The 17,033-nt window shown below is 64.7% G+C and carries 16 protein-coding genes; 15 read left to right on the top strand and 1 reads right to left on the bottom strand.

Translation table 11 applies throughout. From position 1 onward, the window contains the following. Positions 1 to 200: 200 nt before the first annotated feature. From AX702_RS06760 to AX702_RS06730, 7 genes are all read left to right on the top strand, one after another. Entirely contained in the window at positions 201 to 1,469 is a 1,269-nt protein-coding gene (locus AX702_RS06760; protein WP_082746109.1) for an efflux RND transporter periplasmic adaptor subunit, read from the top strand. A 6-nt stretch (positions 1,470 to 1,475) separates the two neighbouring features. Continuing rightward, entirely contained in the window at positions 1,476 to 4,685 is a 3,210-nt protein-coding gene (locus AX702_RS06755; protein WP_066777802.1) for an efflux RND transporter permease subunit, read from the top strand. Between the two features lie 5 nt (positions 4,686 to 4,690). Continuing rightward, positions 4,691 to 6,214 carry an efflux transporter outer membrane subunit gene (locus AX702_RS06750; protein WP_066777800.1) on the top strand — a complete coding sequence of 508 codons (1,524 nt, stop codon included), beginning with the start codon at positions 4,691 to 4,693 and terminating at the stop codon, positions 6,212 to 6,214. A 69-nt stretch (positions 6,215 to 6,283) separates the two neighbouring features. Next, positions 6,284 to 6,538, top strand: a complete 255-nt coding sequence (locus AX702_RS06745; RefSeq protein ID WP_066777798.1) for a hypothetical protein — start codon at positions 6,284 to 6,286, stop codon at positions 6,536 to 6,538. 63 nt (positions 6,539 to 6,601) lie between these two features. Beyond that, entirely contained in the window at positions 6,602 to 7,378 is a 777-nt protein-coding gene (locus AX702_RS06740) for a metallophosphoesterase family protein (RefSeq protein ID WP_066777834.1), read from the top strand. A gap of 93 nt (positions 7,379 to 7,471) precedes the next feature. Next, the gene (locus AX702_RS06735; protein ID WP_156455385.1) at positions 7,472 to 8,914 is read left to right on the top strand and encodes a DUF1800 domain-containing protein; all 1,443 of its coding nucleotides are present in this window, start codon (positions 7,472 to 7,474) and stop codon (positions 8,912 to 8,914) included. A 3-nt stretch (positions 8,915 to 8,917) separates the two neighbouring features. Beyond that, the gene (locus tag AX702_RS06730; protein WP_066777796.1) at positions 8,918 to 10,069 is read left to right on the top strand and encodes a DUF1501 domain-containing protein; all 1,152 of its coding nucleotides are present in this window, start codon (positions 8,918 to 8,920) and stop codon (positions 10,067 to 10,069) included. 81 nt (positions 10,070 to 10,150) lie between these two features. On the opposite strand, the gene AX702_RS06725 is transcribed toward AX702_RS06730, so the two are convergent. Next, entirely contained in the window at positions 10,151 to 10,429 is a 279-nt protein-coding gene (locus AX702_RS06725; protein ID WP_066777793.1) for a hypothetical protein, read from the bottom strand. Between the two features lie 175 nt (positions 10,430 to 10,604). On the opposite strand from AX702_RS06725, the gene argS reads away from it, so the two are divergent. The 8 genes from argS to tatC all read left to right on the top strand — a co-directional run bounded on the left by argS (position 10,605) and on the right by tatC (position 16,979). Beyond that, the gene (gene argS / locus AX702_RS06720) at positions 10,605 to 12,329 is read left to right on the top strand and encodes an arginine--tRNA ligase (protein ID WP_066777791.1); all 1,725 of its coding nucleotides are present in this window, start codon (positions 10,605 to 10,607) and stop codon (positions 12,327 to 12,329) included. Positions 12,330 to 12,332: 3 nt separating this feature from the next. Then, complete coding sequence (locus tag AX702_RS06715; RefSeq protein WP_066777788.1) at positions 12,333 to 13,058, top strand: SPOR domain-containing protein; 726 nt, start codon at positions 12,333 to 12,335, stop codon at positions 13,056 to 13,058. A 122-nt stretch (positions 13,059 to 13,180) separates the two neighbouring features. Further along, a complete protein-coding gene (locus AX702_RS06710) occupies positions 13,181 to 14,185 on the top strand; it encodes a glycoside hydrolase family 3 N-terminal domain-containing protein (protein ID WP_066777785.1) in 1,005 nt (334 codons plus the stop codon). Next, positions 14,182 to 14,907 (top strand): segregation and condensation protein A, encoded by a 726-nt coding sequence (locus AX702_RS06705; protein ID WP_066777783.1) that lies wholly within the window; start codon positions 14,182 to 14,184, stop codon positions 14,905 to 14,907. The genes AX702_RS06710 and AX702_RS06705 overlap by 4 nt, the downstream gene beginning before the upstream one ends. Further along, positions 14,904 to 15,479 carry an SMC-Scp complex subunit ScpB gene (scpB, locus tag AX702_RS06700; protein WP_066777780.1) on the top strand — a complete coding sequence of 192 codons (576 nt, stop codon included), beginning with the start codon at positions 14,904 to 14,906 and terminating at the stop codon, positions 15,477 to 15,479. Before AX702_RS06705 ends, scpB begins: the two co-directional genes overlap by 4 nt. A 26-nt stretch (positions 15,480 to 15,505) precedes the next feature. Next, positions 15,506 to 15,745, top strand: a complete 240-nt coding sequence (locus AX702_RS06695; RefSeq protein WP_066777776.1) for a twin-arginine translocase TatA/TatE family subunit — start codon at positions 15,506 to 15,508, stop codon at positions 15,743 to 15,745. Between the two features lie 29 nt (positions 15,746 to 15,774). Next, on the top strand, positions 15,775 to 16,209 hold the full coding sequence (gene tatB / locus AX702_RS06690) for a Sec-independent protein translocase protein TatB (protein WP_066777774.1): 435 nt from the start codon (positions 15,775 to 15,777) through the stop codon (positions 16,207 to 16,209). Next, entirely contained in the window at positions 16,206 to 16,979 is a 774-nt protein-coding gene (gene tatC, locus AX702_RS06685) for a twin-arginine translocase subunit TatC (RefSeq protein ID WP_066777771.1), read from the top strand. Before tatB ends, tatC begins: the two co-directional genes overlap by 4 nt. The last annotated feature ends 54 nt before the right edge of the window (positions 16,980 to 17,033 follow it).

The raw sequence follows: 17,033 nt of genomic DNA, 5'->3' as shown, positions 1-17,033 counted from the left end.
AAGGGGGTCCCTTTTGCACGCCGATAGGGGGTCCTTTTTGGACGCCGATTGACACGTCGTGCGTTTGCCCGGCCAGTGCGCGCACTTGGCGGGGCGGTGCTGCACTCGTTGATGGTTCGTCTCCCGTGCTTGACGCTTCGCCCAGTTCGCAGTAGCAGCAAACGTGAGTGAACGATCACTCACATATCACAGAGAACAATATGTCATTCAAGAGGGTCGCGCTCACGGCGCTGCTGCTGGCCTCCGTTTCCGCGTGCGGGGGGCAGAACGATCAAGCCCAGCAAGCGCAGCAGCAGGCGGGCCCACCTCCAGTTGGCTATGTCACGGTGCAGCCCCAGGCAGTGACGCTGACGACGACCTTGCCGGGGCGCACCGCGCCCTATGAGACGTCTGAGGTGCGCCCGCAGGTAAACGGCCTGATCGTCGATCGGCTGTTCAAGGAAGGCGATTACGTGCGCCGCGGCCAGCCGCTGTTCCGCATAGACCAGCAGCCGTACATTGCGGCCGTTGCGAGCGCTCGCGCCGCCCTGGCCCGCGCGCGGGCTGCAATCGCGTCGAGCGCGGCGCTCCAGCGGCGCTATGGCGAGTTAGTCAAGATCAACGCGATCGCGCGCCAGGAATATGAAAATGCGATCACGTCGGCGCAGCAGGCGCAGGCGGATGTCGCTGCCCAGCAGGCTGCGCTGCGAACCGCGCAGATCGATCTCGAGCGCACCACTGTGCGCGCGCCGATCTCCGGCCGTATTGGCCGCGCGCTGGCGACCACCGGCGCGCTGGTGACTTCCGGGCAGACTACGGCGCTGACGACGATCCAGCGGCTCGACCCGATCTATGTCGACGTGCCGCAATCAAGCGCGGACCTGCTTCGCCTGCGACAGTCGATCGCGGCAGGCGATCTGTCGCGCGGCGGCGGAGCCGCGGGCGTGCGCCTGCGGCTCGAGGACGGCTCGCTCTACCCCATCGAAGGTACGCTGCAGTTCGCGGACGTGACGGTTGATCCGGCAACGGGCACGCAGACCATCCGGGCCCTGTTCGACAATCCGCGTGGCCTGCTGCTTCCCGGCATGTACGTGCGCGCCGAACTGGTCGAAGGAACGCAGGCTGACGGCCTGCTCGTGCCGCAGCGTGCGGTCACCCGCAACGAGCGGGGCGAGCCCACGACGCTGGTCGTCGGCCAGGGCAACAAGGTCGAGCAGCGCGTGCTCAAGGCAGACCGGACGATTGGCGAGAACTGGCTGGTCACGAGCGGGCTGAAGGCCGGCGACCGGGTGATCGTGGAAGGCGGCGGCGGCATGCTGCGGCCAGGCGCGCCCGTGAATCCCAAGCCATGGAACCCCAATGCCAAGCCCGCGGGCGGGCAGGGCGGTCAGCCCGGCGCGGGCCAGGGGCAGGGCGGTCAGGGCCAGGGCGGTCAGGGCCAGGGCGGTCAGGGGCAGCCTGGGCAGGGCAGCCAGGCACAGGCGAAGTAATCCCAGATGGCACGCTATTTCATCGATCGACCCATCTTCGCATGGGTGATCGCCATCGTCCTGATGCTGGCTGGCGCCATTGCCATCCGCTCGCTTCCCGTCGCCCAGTTCCCGGAGATCGCGCCGCCGACGGTGTCGATCACCGCGACCTATCCCGGTGCCGACGCCAACACGCTTGAACGCACCACGACGCAGATCATCGAGCAGCAGCTTCGCGGCATCGACAATCTGCGTTACTTCTCTTCGTCTTCATCCTCGTCGGGCGTGCTCACCATCACGCTGACGTTCGAACAAGGCACCGATCCTGACATCGCGCAGGTGCAGGTACAGAACAAGCTGCAGGCGGCGACGCCGCTGCTGCCACAGGAAGTGCAGCAGCAGGGCATTCAGGTGCAGAAGTCGGCCGCCAGCTTTCTGGTGATCGTGGGTCTCTATTCGCAGGACGGCTCGCACTCGATCACCGACTTGTCCGACATGGTCGTCTCGCGACTCCAGGATCCGGTCAGCCGCGTCAACGGCGTGGGCGAGCTACAGATCTTCGGCTCGCAATATGCGATGCGCATCTGGGTCGATCCGCTCAAGCTCAACAATTATCAGCTGACGATCGCCGATGTGTCGAGCGCGGTACAGGCGCAGAACGCGCAGGTCTCTGCCGGCCAGATCGGTGCGCAGCCAGCACCCAAGGAGCAGATGCTCAATGCGACCGTCTCGGTGCAGTCGCGCCTGCAGACGCCCGAGGAATTCGGTGCGATCCGGCTGAAGACCAATGCTGACGGCGCGGTGGTTCGCCTGCGTGACGTGGCGCGGATCGAGCTTGGTGCGGAGAATTACGGCTTCGACACGAAGTTCAACGGCAAGCCGGCATCGGGCTTCGGCGTCCGTCTCGCCGCGGGGGCCAATGCGCTCGACACCGTAGAGGCGGTGAAGGCCGAGGTTGAGTCGATCGCCAAGGGCTTTCCGGCCGACGTGAAGGTCGTCTATCCGTTCGACACCACGCCGTTCGTGCGCCTGTCGGTGGAGCAGGTGATCCATACGCTCGTCGAGGCGGTGGTGCTCGTCTTCCTCGTCATGTTCCTGTTCCTGCAGAACTGGCGCGCGACGATCATCCCGACCATTGCGGTGCCAGTGGTGCTGCTCGGTACCTTTGCGGTGATGCAGGCCGCCGGTTACTCGATCAACACGCTGACCTTGTTCGGCATGGTGCTCGCCATCGGCTTGTTGGTCGACGACGCGATCGTCGTGGTCGAAAATGTCGAGCGACTGATCGTTGATGAGGGGCTGAGCCCCAAGGACGCAGCGCGCAAGTCGATGGACGAGATCTCGGGCGCGCTGGTCGGCATCGGCATGGTGCTGTCCGCGGTGTTCCTGCCGATGGCGTTTTTCGGCGGATCGACGGGCGTGATCTATCGCCAGTTCTCGATCACGATCGTCTCGGCGATGGTGTTGTCGGTGCTGGTCGCGTTGATCCTGACGCCCGCCCTGTGCGCCACGATCCTGAAGCCGCACACCAAGGAAAAGAACCAGGGCAACGGCATCTTCGCGCGCTTCTTCCGCTGGTTCAACCGGACCTTCGACAAGGGGACGGCCAAGTACGAGAAGGGCGTCAAGCGTACCGCGCGTAGTTGGAAGCGCTCCATGCTGGTCTATGCGCTGATCGTCGGCATCATGGCGTTCCTGTTCGTTCGCCTGCCCAGCGCCTTCCTCCCCGATGAGGACCAGGGCACTGTGATCGCGCTGGTGCAGGGTCCGGCCGGCGCCACCACTGCGCGCACCGACAAGGGGCTGGATCTGATCCGCAGCCAGTTCCTCAAGGAGCCAGGCGTGCAATCAGTGTTCACCATCAACGGCTTCAGCTTCGCGGGCCAGGGCCAGAACGCGGGTCTCGCCTTCGTCAGTCTGAAACCCTGGGAGGATCGCGAGGGTGCCGAGAACAAGGCGCAGGCGATCGCCGGACGCGCCATGGGTGCCTTCTCGCAATATACCGACGGCATGATCTTCGCGCTGGTGCCGCCGGCGGTACAGGAGCTGGGCAATGCTACCGGCTTCGACCTCCAGCTGGTCGATACGGCGGGGATCGGGCATGAGAAGCTCACCCAGGCCCGTAACATGCTTCTGGGCATGACCATGCAGGATCAGCGCGTCGCGCAGGTTCGGCCGCTCAGCCTGGAGGATGCGCCGCAGCTCAAGATCGACATCGATCAGGACAAGGCACGGGCGCTTGGGCTCGATCTCGGCACGATCAACTCGACGATCGCGACCGCCTGGGGTGGATCGTACATCAACGACTTCATCGATCGTGGCCGCGTGAAGCGCGTCTATGTTCAGGCGGATACGCCCTATCGCCTGAAGCCCGAGGACCTTGCCGCCTTCTACGTGCGCGGTTCGGATGGCCAGATGGTACCGTTCACCGCCTTCTCGACCATCGAATGGGCCAATGCACCTGTGTCGCTGACCCGCTACAATGGCCAGCCCGCGATGCAGCTTCAGGGCTCGCCGGGGCAGGGCGTTTCCACCGGGACCGCGATGGAGGCGATCGAGGAAATGCAGGCCAAGCTGCCGCCGGGCACGTCGCTTGAATGGACGGGCCTGTCCTATGAGGAGCGATTGTCGGGTGGTCAGGCACCAGCGCTTTATGCCCTGTCGCTGCTGATCGTGTTCCTCTGCCTTGCTGCGCTCTATGAGAGCTGGTCGGTGCCGATCGCGGTGATGCTGGTGGTGCCGCTCGGCGTGATTGGTGCGCTGCTTGCCGCGACGCTCACGGGCCTTAGCAACGATATCTACCTGCAGGTCGGCCTGATCACCACGATCGGCGTCTCCGCGAAGAACGCGATCCTGATCGTCGAGTTCGCCGAAGAGCGGATTGCCGAAGGGATGCGGCCGTTCGAGGCGGCAATCGAAGCAGCTCGGCTGCGTCTGCGTCCAATCTTGATGACCAGCCTTGCGTTCATCTTCGGCGTGCTGCCGCTGGCGATCTCGACCGGTGCTGGTGCGGGTGGACAGAATGCGATCGGGCGCGCGGTGGTTGGCGGCATGCTGTCGGCGACGGTGCTGGCGATCTTCCTGGTGCCGATGTTCTTCGTCGTCGTCTCGCGGCTGTTCGGCCACGGGAAGGGCGACGAGGGCGACCAGAATGTGAACAATTACGAGCCGCTGCGCGACGAGCGTGATGACGGCGAGGGCGATCGGGACCGTGGTCCGGCGCCGCAGGGAGCATGAGTAGAATGAGTGGCCGTTCCCTTCTGGCGGCGCTGGCCGTCGCCACCGCGCTATCGGGCTGCAACCTGGCACCGAAATACGTCCGTCCGGTAGGTGTGGCACCGGCCGCGCTGCCGGAAGGCGGCATCTACCCCAGCGCCGCGACCGATGCGCCGGACATCACCCAGATCGGCTGGCGCGATTTCTTCCTTGATCCCCGGCTCCAGCAGGTGATCGAGACTGGTCTTGCGAACAACCGCAACCTGCGCATTGCCGCAGGCAATGTGCTTCAGGCGCGGGCGCAATATCGTGTTCAGCGGGCGGACCTGGTGCCCTCCACCACCATCTCCGGCTCGGGCACCTATACCAACAATGCCTTTGGCGCTGCCGGCACCGCCGGTGGCGGGGTCGGTACCGGAACTGGCTCCGGCACCGGTACTGGTACGGGATCAGGAGCCGGCGGGGGCACCGGCGGGGGCACCGGCGTTGGTGCCGGAGCGGGTGTGGGGAGTAGCTCGTCCAACCTTGAATTCTATTCGGTCAACGCCGGCTTCTCGCAGTTCGAACTCGATCTGTTTGGCCGGGTTCGCAACCTGTCGCGTGCGGCGCTCGAACAATATTTCGCATCGGAGGAAGCGCAGCGTTCGACTCGCATCAGCCTGATCGCGGAGATCGCCACCGCCTGGCTGACCATGGCGTCGGATCAGGAGCAGCTGCGCATCAGCCGCGAGACGCTGAAGACGTTCGAGCAATCGCTGGAGTTGACGCGTGCGCAGTTCCGCATCGGCGTCGCGTCCGAGCTGGAGGCGCGGCAGGCAGAGACGAACTATCAGGCCGCGCGCAACGATATCGCGACGTTGCAGACCCAGGTGGCGCGAGACCAGAATGCCCTGAACCTGCTGGTCGGCACGACCGTGCCGGCCGAGCAGCTGCCCGCTGCTCTGGGTGCCACGCCTGTGACACGGGACGCGCTGCCGGGTGACCTTTCCTCCGAGGTGCTGTTGCGCCGGCCCGATGTGCTTCAGGCAGAGCATCAGCTGATCGCCGAGAATGCAAACATCGGCGCCGCGCGTGCAGCGTTCTTCCCGCGCATTTCGCTGACGGCGACCATCGGGACCATTTCGACGGCGCTTTCCGGCCTCTTCTCCGGCGGCAGCTTCACGTACAATGCCGCTCCCGCCATCGGGCTGCCGTTGTTCGATGGCGGCCGCAACGCCGCCAATCTCGACTACGCCAAGGCCTCCCAGCAGGTGGCGGTGGCGACGTATGAACGTGCGGTGCAGACCGCGTTCCGCGAGGTTTCCGATGCGCTGGCGCAGCGCGGGACGATCGACGAGCAGGTTTCGGCTCAGACCGCCCGGGCAGAAGCTGCTACCGTTGCCGCTCGCTTGTCCGAGGCACGGTACCGCGCCGGAGTCGATTCTTTCCTTGTGTCTCTGGATGCACAGCGAACCGCTTACGCTGCACAGCAGCAACTGGTGAATACGCGGTTGGCACGTGCAAGCAACCTCGTGGAACTATACCGCTCGCTCGGAGGCGGCATTCGCTGATCAAGTTCAGGCACTTGCAAGTCGGAACGATTTGGATACTCTTCCGTAGTTAGGAAGAGGAGAGAGCCGATGGTGCCGAAAGAGCGCGCGGGCGACGAATCACTGGTGATCTTGCAGAGCTTGCTTTGCCTGCTTCGCGAAAAGAATGTGCTTACCCGCGCCGATATTGAGACCCTTTGTGAGCGCGTTGCCATGCGCGCGAGCCAGGCCGAACGGGATCCGTTTCCGTGCGCAGCGGAGGCGGCCCGAAACGCGGCTGATGAGATGGCGCGGATCGGCGGCTATATTGGGACCCATTACGGCGGGAAGCATCGACGCCTCTGAGTTGACGCAGCCGAGCAGCGCTTGCCCGCGAACCTTATTGCGGGCAGCGCGTTGGCCATGCCGATGAAACTGTTTCACGTAAGCGACGTGCACTTCGGTGCGGAAGACCCGAAGGCGCTGGATTGGTTCGCGCGCTGTGTTGCCGATGAGGCTCCAGACGCTGTTATCATGACGGGCGATCTCACGATGCGAGCCAAGCCCAGCGAATTCGACGCTGGCGGAAAATGGCTGCGCTCGCTGAATGTGCCCGTGACGATCGAGGTCGGTAATCACGACATTCCCTATTATTGGGATCCGCTGCGACGTCTATTTAGCCCCTATAAGCGATATGGTGCCGCGGAACGGTTGATCGAGAAGACGCTCGATCTACCGGGCGTTTCGGTAATCCCGCTCAAGACCACGGCACGTGCGCAATGGCGCCTGAACTGGTCCAAGGGTTATGTCAGTTCGGACGCCCTGGATGCTGCGCTGGAGCTTGCGCACGCGGCACCGAAGGGCAATCTGATCTTCGTTGCCGGACACCATCCTTTGATCGAAGGCGGCACCCGGGGCACCGCAAAGACCCGCAATGGTGAAAAGGCGCTCGCCGCCTTCGCCAAGGCGGGTGTCCATGCGGTGCTTTCAGGTCATGTCCATGATCCGTTCGACAAGCCCGTCGAGTTCGGCGACTGGACCGTGCGCATGATCGGGGCGGGGACCCTTTCGAAAAGGCTTCGTTCCTCCCCGCCTGCGTTCAACGAGATCCGCATTGATGGCGGCCGGTTTGAGACGCTGGCGCGCACGCTCTCGCCCGAGCCGAAGCATCCGATCAGCGAAACCAGTCGCGCCGGCGCTGGTTGATTGCAGATGCATCCGTTTCGGCGAACGGCTTCATTTGTCCATCTGCAGTAAAGGTAGCGGGTCCTAGTCTGCCTTCCCTGGCAGGAGACTGGTGTGAATGACCGTTCGATCGCGCTGAACCGTTTCGGGCTGGGTGGTCGCGCTGATGATCCGGCCATTGATTCGGCTCAGGCATCGGCGCGTGATTGGCTCGTCGCCCAGATGCGTACATATGAGCCGAGCCCTCCGGCGCTGCGTTATGTGGCTCGTACCGACACGATCTTGAACGATCTCGCGGACTATCAGGCTCAGGCTCGCGCTGTGCGCAGGAACAGACCGGATGGGAATAACGCCCAGGTGGAGGCAGCCGCAGCCTCGATGGTGGATGAGCGCGAAGTGGCGCTCATCATGCGCAAGGAGACGCGTCGCACGCTGCGATCCTATTATGCTGACGCAGTGAAGGCCCGGGTCCGGGCAGCGTTTGAGACAAGCTCGCCCTTTGCTGAGCGCCTAGTGCATTTCTGGTCCAACCACTTTGCGGTGTCTGCGGACAAGATTTCGGTATCTCCGCTGGCGGGCGCGTTTGAGTTCGAAGCTATTCGGCCGAATGTGATGGGCAAGTTCGGCGCGATGCTGAAAGCTGCGGAGCAACATCCCGCCATGCTGCTCTATCTTGATCAGGCCGATTCCATCGGGCCGGGCAGCCGCTTTGGTCAGCGTCCGCGTGTCGCCGCGCGACAAGGCGGGCTCAATGAGAATCTGGCTCGTGAAATTCTTGAGCTTCACACTCTCGGCGTTCGCACAGGCTATAACCAAGCTGATGTAGTCGAATTTGCGCGCGCGCTCACCGGGTGGACGGTCCCCGGCATCGGGCGGCGGACGGGCGTGCGTGAGGTGACCGGCGGCTTTGCCTTCGTGCCGGAACTTCACGAGCCCGGTACGCGCACGATCATGGGCGCGGCCTATCCGCAAGAGGGGCAGGAGCAAGCCGAGGCGGTTCTGGCCGATCTGGCCCGCAATCCGGCCACCGCCGCCCATATCGCGACAAAGCTGGCGCGACATTTTGCCGGTGATGCTCCGCCGGCGGCCATGATCGAGCGGCTCAAGCAAGCCTTCCTGCGCTCGGATGGTGATCTGCCAACCGTGTACCGCGCCATCATCGATTCGCCCGAAGCTTGGGTTGCCGAGCCGGTGAAGTTTCGCAGTCCTTGGGAATGGTCCGTCGCCGCCTTGCGGGCACTTGGATCGGGCGTTGTGGATTCGGGCGCAAGCTTGGGTCTGCAGGATCAGCTTGGTCAGAAGGTGTGGAAGCCGGGCCAGCCGAGTGGCTTCGACGACACTGCTGCCGCCTGGGCTGGTCCCGATGCGTTGATGCGCCGAGTTGAGGCGGCAGAACGGCTTGCCCAGCGAACCGGTGTGCTGGATGCGAGCGAGCTGGCCGCTAAGCTGTTTGCGGGCTCCGTTACTCAGCAAACCTCGGACGCGCTGAGAAGAGCCGAGAGCCCGGGCCAAGCGCTCGCGCTGCTGCTCGTCTCCCCCGACATGATGCGGAGGTAAGCGATGCTTGATCGCCGTTCCTTTCTGATCCGTACGACGCTCGCCACGCTGGCCGCCGGTTCTGTTTCTCCCATGGCCTTTGCGCGCGCCGCGACGGAGCGGCGCTTTGTGTTCATCATCCAGCGCGGAGCCGCGGACGGCATCGGGATGATCATGCCGGTGGGAGATCCCGCATACGGCGCTGTCCGCCATCAATTTCTGGAAGATGCAACTGCTGGTGTGAAGCTGGACAGCATGTTCACCCTGCATCCGGCTTTGTCGACCGCGGCGGCGCTCTTTCAGAAGCGGCAAGCCTTGTTCGTCCATTCGGTGGCCTCGCCTTATCGCGATCGGTCCCACTTCGATGGTCAGAACGTGTTGGAGACGGGCGGGGCGGCCGCGTACCAGACTCGAGACGGGTGGATGAACCGGTTGCTCAGCCTGCTTCCGCAAGATGGCAATCGGGCGATCGCCGTTTCTGCAACGGTGCCCGCGGCTTTACGCGGCAATCATGAAGTAGCGAGCTACGCTCCCTCCGTTCTTCCCGATGCCTCGGACGATCTGCTGCATCGGGTCACCATGCTTTATCAGGGGGACGCGCAGCTTCATGCGCTGTGGGGCGAGGCGATGGACACGCGGCGCCTGGCAGGCGACCTGGCCGAAGGAAGCGGGCGGGAAGCGGCGGCCACGGGTGCCCTGGCGGCGCAACTGCTGGCGCCCAGCGATGGCGCGCGCATCGCCATGATCGAGACCGGCGGGTGGGATACGCATAGCGCGCAGCGTGCAAGACTGGCGAACGGATTGAAAAACCTCGATGCGATGCTTGCGGCGCTGCAAAGCGGCCTGGGGCCGTTGTGGCAGCAGACACTGGTGCTGGTCGCGACCGAATTCGGCCGTACGGTTGCGGTGAACGGAACCGGGGGAACGGACCATGGTACCGGAACGGCGGCAATGCTGTTTGGCGGCGGCGTCCGCGGCGGGAGGGTGGTGGCGGACTGGCCCGGACTTGCAGCCGCTCAGTTATACGAGGGACGTGACCTTCGGCCGACCACGCGGCTCGACGATGTCATGTCCGGCGCGATATCGGCCCATTTCGGCCTGGACCCAGAGCGAACAGGCGCGGTGCTTTTCCCGGCGATCGGCCGACGCGCGCCAATGGCAGGCCTGGTCGCCTGATCGCACGAACGCCCATACGAAAAGCCGCCCGCGTTCAGCAAACGCGGGCGGCTCACGCATTTCGAGAGGGAAGTCTCGAACTTAGTTGGCGGTCAGCACCTGCACCGAGCCGTCCTGCGGTGCGCGGAACGCGACCGGGGTGCCGCCGACGTTGCCGGTCACGCGCTCGCCGTTCAGGACGAGGCGGAAGCGGTCACCGCCGACGCGACGGCCGGTGATGATGGTCGAGCCGCCACGGCCTTCGCTGGTCTTGTAAACGTAGGTGTCACGCTCGTGCTGGAACGTCTTCTCGGCCTCGGCCTGCGCAGCAAGCGGTGCCAGAGCGGTCAGGAGAGCGGCGGTGGTGATCAGCTTGCGCATCGGAAATCCTCGGTTGAAAACCTAATCTGTTCGCAGCTGCACAATATGTGCTGCACTGCGGTATTGCGAGCGCAAAAAGCTTTTTGACGGTTGCGTGAAATGCAATCGCCATCAGATTTGTCGATGGCTGCCGCTTGGTCTATCGCGCGCGACTTCACGAACACGATTGGTTGCCATGACGCTCTACTCACGCTTTGCCGCGCATATCGATGCGGCGCTGGACGCCCTTGAAACTGCCGGGGTGTTGACGCCTGGCATCGACCGGCGTGCCGTGACCGTGGAGCCTCCGCGCGATCCCTCGCACGGCGACCTTGCGACGAACGCAGCGATGGTGCTGGCGAAGGCAGCGAAGACCAACCCGCGTGCGCTGGCGGAGAAGATTGCGGCCGAACTTGAGCAGAGGGACGAGGTTGCTTCTGTCGACGTCGCCGGGCCCGGCTTCATCAACCTGCGCCTGACCGATGACAGCTGGCGTGCCGAACTGTCCGCCATCATCGAAGCGGCCGGCGACTATGGCCGCTCCCGGCGCGGCGCGGGGACTAGCGTCAACATCGAATATGTTTCCGCCAACCCGACGGGCCCGATGCACATGGGGCATTGCCGCGGCGCGGTGGTGGGCGATGCGCTCGCCGCCTTGCTGGAGTTTGCCGGCCATCGCGTGATCCGCGAATATTATGTGAACGACGCCGGCGGCCAGGTGGACGTTCTCGCCCGCTCGGCGCACCTGCGCTATCGTGAAGCGCTTGGCGAAAACGTGGGTGCGATCCCGGAAGGCCTGTACCCCGGCGATTACCTGGTTCCGGTTGGCGAGGCGCTGGCGCAGGAATTTGGCGACCGTTACGTCACTGCTCCGGAGCTGGAGTGGCTGTCGCTGTTCCGCACGCGTGCCGTTGCCGCCATGCTGGCGCTGATCAAGGCCGACCTTGCCTTGCTCGGCATCCACCATGACGTGTTCTCGTCGGAAGCGGAGCTTCAGGCCGCAGGCAAGCCCGAGGCTGCCGAGGCATGGCTGCGCGCGCGCGATCTCGTATACGATGGCACGCTGGAGGCGCCCAAGGGGGAGACGCCGGAGGACTGGGAGCCGGTCGAGCTGCCGTTGTTCCGTTCGAGCAACTTCGGGGATGATCAGGATCGGCCGATCAAGAAGTCGAATGGTCAATGGACCTATTTCGGCGCCGACCTCGCTTATCACTTTCAAAAGGCGCAGGGCGCAGACGAACTGATCGACATCTGGGGCGCGGACCATGCCGGCACGGTGAAGCGCATCCAGGCAGCCGTTGCGGCGCTTACCGAAGGCAAGACCCGCTTCGACGTGAAGCTCGTCCAGATGGTACGCCTGCTTCGCGGCGGTGAGCCGGTGAAGATGTCGAAGCGCGCTGGCAATTTCGTGACGCTTGCCGATGTTGTGCGCGAGGTCGGCAAGGACGTGGTGCGCTTCACCATGCTGACCCGGCGTTCCGATGCGCAGATGGACTTCGACTTTGCCAAGGTGGTGGAGGCGTCGAAGGACAATCCTGTTTTCTACGTGCAATATGCGCACGCCCGCGTCGCCTCGCTCCGCCGGCGCGCGGCGGAAGCCGGGATTGGAACAACGGCAATTGACCTGTCCCGCCTTGATACGGAGGAACTGGCGCTGGTTCAGCTTGCCGCCCAGTTCCCCCGCGTGGTGGAGACCGCGGCGGCCGCGCGCGAGCCACACCGAATTGCCTTTTATCTCTATGACTTGGCAGCCGCATTCCACGCCCTGTGGAATGTCGGCAACGACCGCCCGGATCGGCGCTTCCTGTTGCCGGACGATCACCAGTTGACCGCCGCGCGTCTGTTCTTGGCGGAAGGCGTCGGGCAAATTATTCGCAACGGCCTCTCCATCATGGGCGTGGAGGCGGTTTCGGAGATGTAAGGCATGGCGAGCGACGAGATCGACCTGCGGGACGAAGACCGGCTGCCGTGGCTGGAAACTGTTGAACCGGACGAGCCGGAAGGGCCGGGTATCTTCCGTGTGGTCGTTCTGGTGGTTGTCGGGCTTGTCCTGCTGGCCGCGATCGTTTTTGCCGTGCTGAACTTTCAGCAGCGCACGCCTGACGGCCAGGGCGAGCTGATCGCCGCGCCCGCAGGGGATTACAAGGTGCGGCCGGACGATCCGGGTGGGCTTCAGGTCGAAGGCGAGGGCGATTCCGCGATTGCGGCAAGCGCCGGTTCAACTGCGGCGGCCGCGATCGACCTGAAAGCCGTGCCCGAAACGCCGATTGACGGGCGCCGGGCGAGCGGTGCCGCTGTTCCCGCGACCGGAGGTAGCGCGCGCACCGTGGCGGAAGTGCCAGGCTCCGGCGGTCGTCTCACCGCGACCGCGCCCATGTCTGCCCCGAAAAGGGCAGTGCCGGGCGAGGCATCCGGTGGGTCGCTGGTTCAGCTTGGCGCCTTCCCCAGCGAGGCTGCGGCAAACGCCGCATGGAGCGCCGTCGCCAAAAGGTTCTCCTATGTCGCAACGCTGGGCAAGACCGTCCAGTCGGCCGAGGTGAATGGCCGCAAGGTTTACCGTCTGAAGGTGAATGCCGGCAGCGCCGATGCCGCTTCGGATCTTTGCGGGCGGCTGACCGTGGCCGGCGAGAAGTGCTTCGTGACGAGCTGAGCGCGCGCTGCGGCTCTCCCGCGCCGGCCAGCCATGGCCAGCCTGTGGCCGGCCGGCATTTTGCTGCGGCTTTGGGCATCGGGCAGGGTGAAAAGCCGCTGCGCTTTCGCTAACACCGCGGAATGAAACCCGTGATCTTTGGTCTTTCCGGCCCGATCCTCACCGCCGACGAGCGGGCGTTTTTCGCAGAGGCGCGTCCTGCCGGCTATATCCTGTTCAAGCGCAATTGCGTCGATCGCCAGCAGCTGCTCGCCTTGACGGACTCGCTTCGCGAGCTCGAAGGTCGTGACGACGTGGCCATCCTGATCGATCAGGAGGGCGGACGGGTCGCGCGGCTGGCCCCGCCCGAGTGGCCGGCGTTCCCCGCAGGCCCAGATTTCGACCGTTTGTACGACGTCGCGCCGATGTCCGCGATCGAAGCGGCAAGGGCGAACGCCACCGCGCTTGGCATGATGCTGGCGGAAGTGGGCATCACGGTCGATTGTCACCCGATCCTAGACGTGATCCGGCCGGAGACGACCGAGGCGATCAGCATCCGGGCGTTTGGCAGCGAGCCAATGCGCGTCGGCGCCTTGGGAAGGGCAACGCTGGAGGGCCTCGCGGCGGCGGGCGTCGTAGGTGTCGTGAAGCACATGCCGGGTCACGGCCGCGCGCTGGTCGATTCGCACCATCTTCTGCCCACCGTCACCGCGAGTGAGGCAGAGCTTGAGGATGATCTCGCGCCGTTCCGGGCGCTTGCCCATGCGCCCATGGGGATGACGAGCCATATCGTTTTCGAGGCTTGGGATCGGAAGGCGCCCGCCACCATGTCGCCGACGATCATCGAAGAGGTGATCCGTGGCCGCATCGGCTTCGATGGTCTGCTGATGACCGACGACATCGACATGAAGGCGCTGTCCGGAACACCGGCGGACAAGGCGGCAGGTGCGATTGCCGCCGGCTGTGACGTGGTGCTGGATTGCTGGGCGAGAATGGACGAGATGATCGCCATCGCAGACCGGCTGAGCGACATCGCGCCACGTGCTCGCGAGCGCCTCGACATCGCCATGGGCAGCGTGAAAAAGGAGGAGGGCGATTTCGCGGCACTGATCGCCAAGCGCGATGCGCTGCTCGCAATGGCGGCGTGACGGGAGAGCAGCTGACCCTGGATCTGGAAGGTTGGGAGGGGCCGCTTGACCTCCTCCTCAACCTTGCCCGGGCGCAGAAGGTCGACCTGAAGCAGATCTCCATCCTTGCTCTGGTGGAGCAATATCTCGCTTATGTGGAGCGAGCCCGGACGATCCAGCTTGAGCTGGCCGCCGATTATCTGGTGATGGCGGCGTGGTTGGCATATCTGAAGTCCGCGCTCCTGCTGCCGCGTGATCCCGGTGTGGAGCCGAGCCCGGAAGAACTCGCGCTTCGGCTGCAGCTGCGGCTGGAGCGGCTGTCCGCCATGCGGGAGGCGGGGGCGCGGCTGATGGGCCGTGACCGGCTTGGCCGCGACGTGTTCAGGCGCGGGGCGCCAGAGGGGCTCCGCGCCGTGCGCAAGGCAAGCTGGTCGGCAGGCATCTTCGATTTGATTTCTGCCTATGGGCGGATCAGCGCGCGGACGCGCCCCGTGATGCATGTGGTGCATGATCGCGAGGTGATGACGCTGGAAGCCGCAATCGCGCGCATCGCCGGGCTGATCGGGACGACCATCGACCGCGGTGTCATCGAAGCGTTCCTGCCGGACGGAGCCGCCGGCATGTTTCGCCGCTCCGCGCTGGCGTCCAGTTTCCTGGCGGCGCTCGAGCTGGCCCGGCAAGGGCGGATCGAGCTTGAGCAGGACGGGCCGTTCGCGCCGCTGTATCTGCGCGCTCCCGCGTGACACCGCCGGACGATTTCACGCGGGCGGTGGAGGCGGTGCTGTTCGCCGCTGAGGATCCGATGTCGGTCGACAGCCTGCGCGCGCATGTGGGTGAAGGGGACGTTCGCGGGGCGCTCGATCGGTTGACGACGGATTATGCCGGTCGCGGCATCAACCTGGTGCGTCGCGGCGATCGCTGGCATTTCCAGACGGCCGGCGACATGGCGCATTTTCTCCGTCGTAGCCGGGAGGAGGTGCGCCGGCTGAGCCGTGCAGCGATCGAGACACTGGCGATCATCGCCTATCACGAGCCGGTGACGCGGGCCGAGATCGAGGCAATCCGCGGGGTGCAGATCTCCAAGGGCACGCTCGACGTGCTGATGGATGCCGGGTGGATCCGACCGGGGGGCAGGCGCGAGGTGCCGGGGCGACCGCTCACCTTCGTCACCACGCAAGGCTTCCTTGCGCACTTCGGGCTGGCGTCCCGGCGCGACCTGCCGGGGATGGACGATCTGCGGGCAGCGGGGCTGCTCGATCCGATTGATCTCGCGATGGAAGAACTGGCGGTGGAAAAGCCCGGCGAGGGCGACTAGATGGGCGGGACTTCAGGAGAATCCTAATGGGTAGCTTCAGCCTCCCGCATATTCTTGTGCTCGCCATCGTTGCCATCCTCCTGCTGGGCGGCGGACGATTTTCCAGCATGATGGGTGACGTCGCGAAGGGCGTTAAGAACTTCAAGAAGGGCATGTCCGAGGAAGATGAAGAGGCGTCGGCCAAGCCGGCGCAGCGCATCGAGGCACAGCAGGCAGCCCGGCCCGCGTCCGAGACGATCGTCCAGGACGACAAGGTGGCGCGTTGATCTGACGTCCGCCCGAAGCGGCTGCGCTTATGCTCGACTTCAACTTCACGGAAATGGCGGTAGTGGCGCTTGTCGCCCTTGTCGTCATCGGCCCCAAGGACCTGCCCAAGGCGCTGCGGGTGCTTGGCTATTGGGTCGGCAAGGCGCGGGGCGTGGCGCGGCAGTTCCGCGCCGGCTTTGACGAAATGGTGCGTGAGGCGGAACTCGCCGAGATGGAGAAGAAGTGGAAGGAGGAGAATGAGCGGATCATGCGGGAGCATCCGATGATCTCGCCCGCTCAGCCTGCCGCTTCCGAACCGCCCACGGGCGAAATTCCGCCACATGATCCCGCGCCGCGCCCGGCCGAGCAGGGCGACATGTTCATGCGGGATCCGCAGCACGAACCGGTGATGGTGGAGCGGCCGACCATGGTTGCCGCTCCGGCGGACGAACCCAAACTGCCCCAGGACAAGGCTGCATCGTGAGCACCGTCGACGAACTGGACGATTCGCGCGCGCCGCTGCTCGACCACCTGATCGAGCTACGCCGGCGGCTGCTCTATTGCATCGGCGCCATCGTGCTGGCGTTCTTGGTCTGCTATTATTTTGCGGAAACGATCTTCTCGTTTCTGGTCCAGCCGCTGCTCGCGGCCGGGCAGACCCGGCTGATCTACACCGAGATCTTCGAGGCCTTCTTCGTTCAGGTGAAGGTGGCGTTCTTCGCGGCGGTGATGGTTTCATTTCCGATCATCGCCAACCAATTGTGGCAGTTCGTGGCGCCGGGGCTGTACCGCAACGAGAAACGCGCCCTGCTGCCGTTTCTGCTGGCGACACCAGTTCTTTTCCTCAGCGGCGCCGCGATGGCCTATTACATCGCGGTGCCGATGGCGCTGCATTTCCTGTTGAGCTTTCAGGGCGATGTGGGCGGCGTCAATCAGGAAGCTTTGCCGGCGATCGGCAACTACCTGTCGTTCATCATGCGGTTCCTGTTCGGGTTCGGCGTCGCCTTTCTGCTGCCGGTACTGCTGATGCTGCTGGAGCGCGGCGGCATCGTGACGCGCAAGCAACTGGTGTCCGCCCGTCGCTACGCAATCGTCGGTGCGTTCGCCATCGCTGCTGTCCTGACGCCGCCCGATGTCGGCTCGCAGCTGCTGCTCGCCATTCCTTTGTGCTTTCTCTACGAGCTTGCGCTGATCGGCATCTGGTTCACGGAGCGCAAACGCTCCCGGGAGCGAGAGGCGGTTTCGGCCGAATAGCAAAACGGCGGAGGCGGGATTTGCCGCGTCCGCCGTTTTCTTTCCGGGATCTTC

Origin of the sequence: Sphingomonas sp. CCH5-D11 (assembly GCF_001557395.1) — a bacterium.
In the GTDB taxonomy this organism is placed as follows: domain Bacteria; phylum Pseudomonadota; class Alphaproteobacteria; order Sphingomonadales; family Sphingomonadaceae; genus Sphingomonas.
This window is presented reverse-complemented; position numbering and strand designations above follow the sequence as displayed.

Excerpts from the sequence above, each read along its gene's own strand:
- AX702_RS06715 (WP_066777788.1), top strand. The coding sequence starts at position 12,333 with ATGGCGAGCGACGAGATCGACCTGCGGGACGAAGACCGGCTGCCGTGG.
- tatB (WP_066777774.1), top strand. The coding sequence starts at position 15,775 with ATGCTCGACTTCAACTTCACGGAAATGGCGGTAGTGGCGCTTGTCGCC.
- AX702_RS06710 (WP_066777785.1), top strand. The coding sequence starts at position 13,181 with ATGAAACCCGTGATCTTTGGTCTTTCCGGCCCGATCCTCACCGCCGAC.
- AX702_RS06740 (WP_066777834.1), top strand. The coding sequence starts at position 6,602 with ATGAAACTGTTTCACGTAAGCGACGTGCACTTCGGTGCGGAAGACCCG.
- AX702_RS06725 (WP_066777793.1), bottom strand. The coding sequence starts at position 10,429 with ATGCGCAAGCTGATCACCACCGCCGCTCTCCTGACCGCTCTGGCACCG.
- argS (WP_066777791.1), top strand. The coding sequence starts at position 10,605 with ATGACGCTCTACTCACGCTTTGCCGCGCATATCGATGCGGCGCTGGAC.
- AX702_RS06730 (WP_066777796.1), top strand. The coding sequence starts at position 8,918 with ATGCTTGATCGCCGTTCCTTTCTGATCCGTACGACGCTCGCCACGCTG.
- AX702_RS06695 (WP_066777776.1), top strand. The coding sequence starts at position 15,506 with ATGGGTAGCTTCAGCCTCCCGCATATTCTTGTGCTCGCCATCGTTGCC.
- AX702_RS06750 (WP_066777800.1), top strand. The coding sequence starts at position 4,691 with ATGAGTGGCCGTTCCCTTCTGGCGGCGCTGGCCGTCGCCACCGCGCTA.
- AX702_RS06755 (WP_066777802.1), top strand. The coding sequence starts at position 1,476 with ATGGCACGCTATTTCATCGATCGACCCATCTTCGCATGGGTGATCGCC.
- AX702_RS06760 (WP_082746109.1), top strand. The coding sequence starts at position 201 with ATGTCATTCAAGAGGGTCGCGCTCACGGCGCTGCTGCTGGCCTCCGTT.
- AX702_RS06745 (WP_066777798.1), top strand. The coding sequence starts at position 6,284 with ATGGTGCCGAAAGAGCGCGCGGGCGACGAATCACTGGTGATCTTGCAG.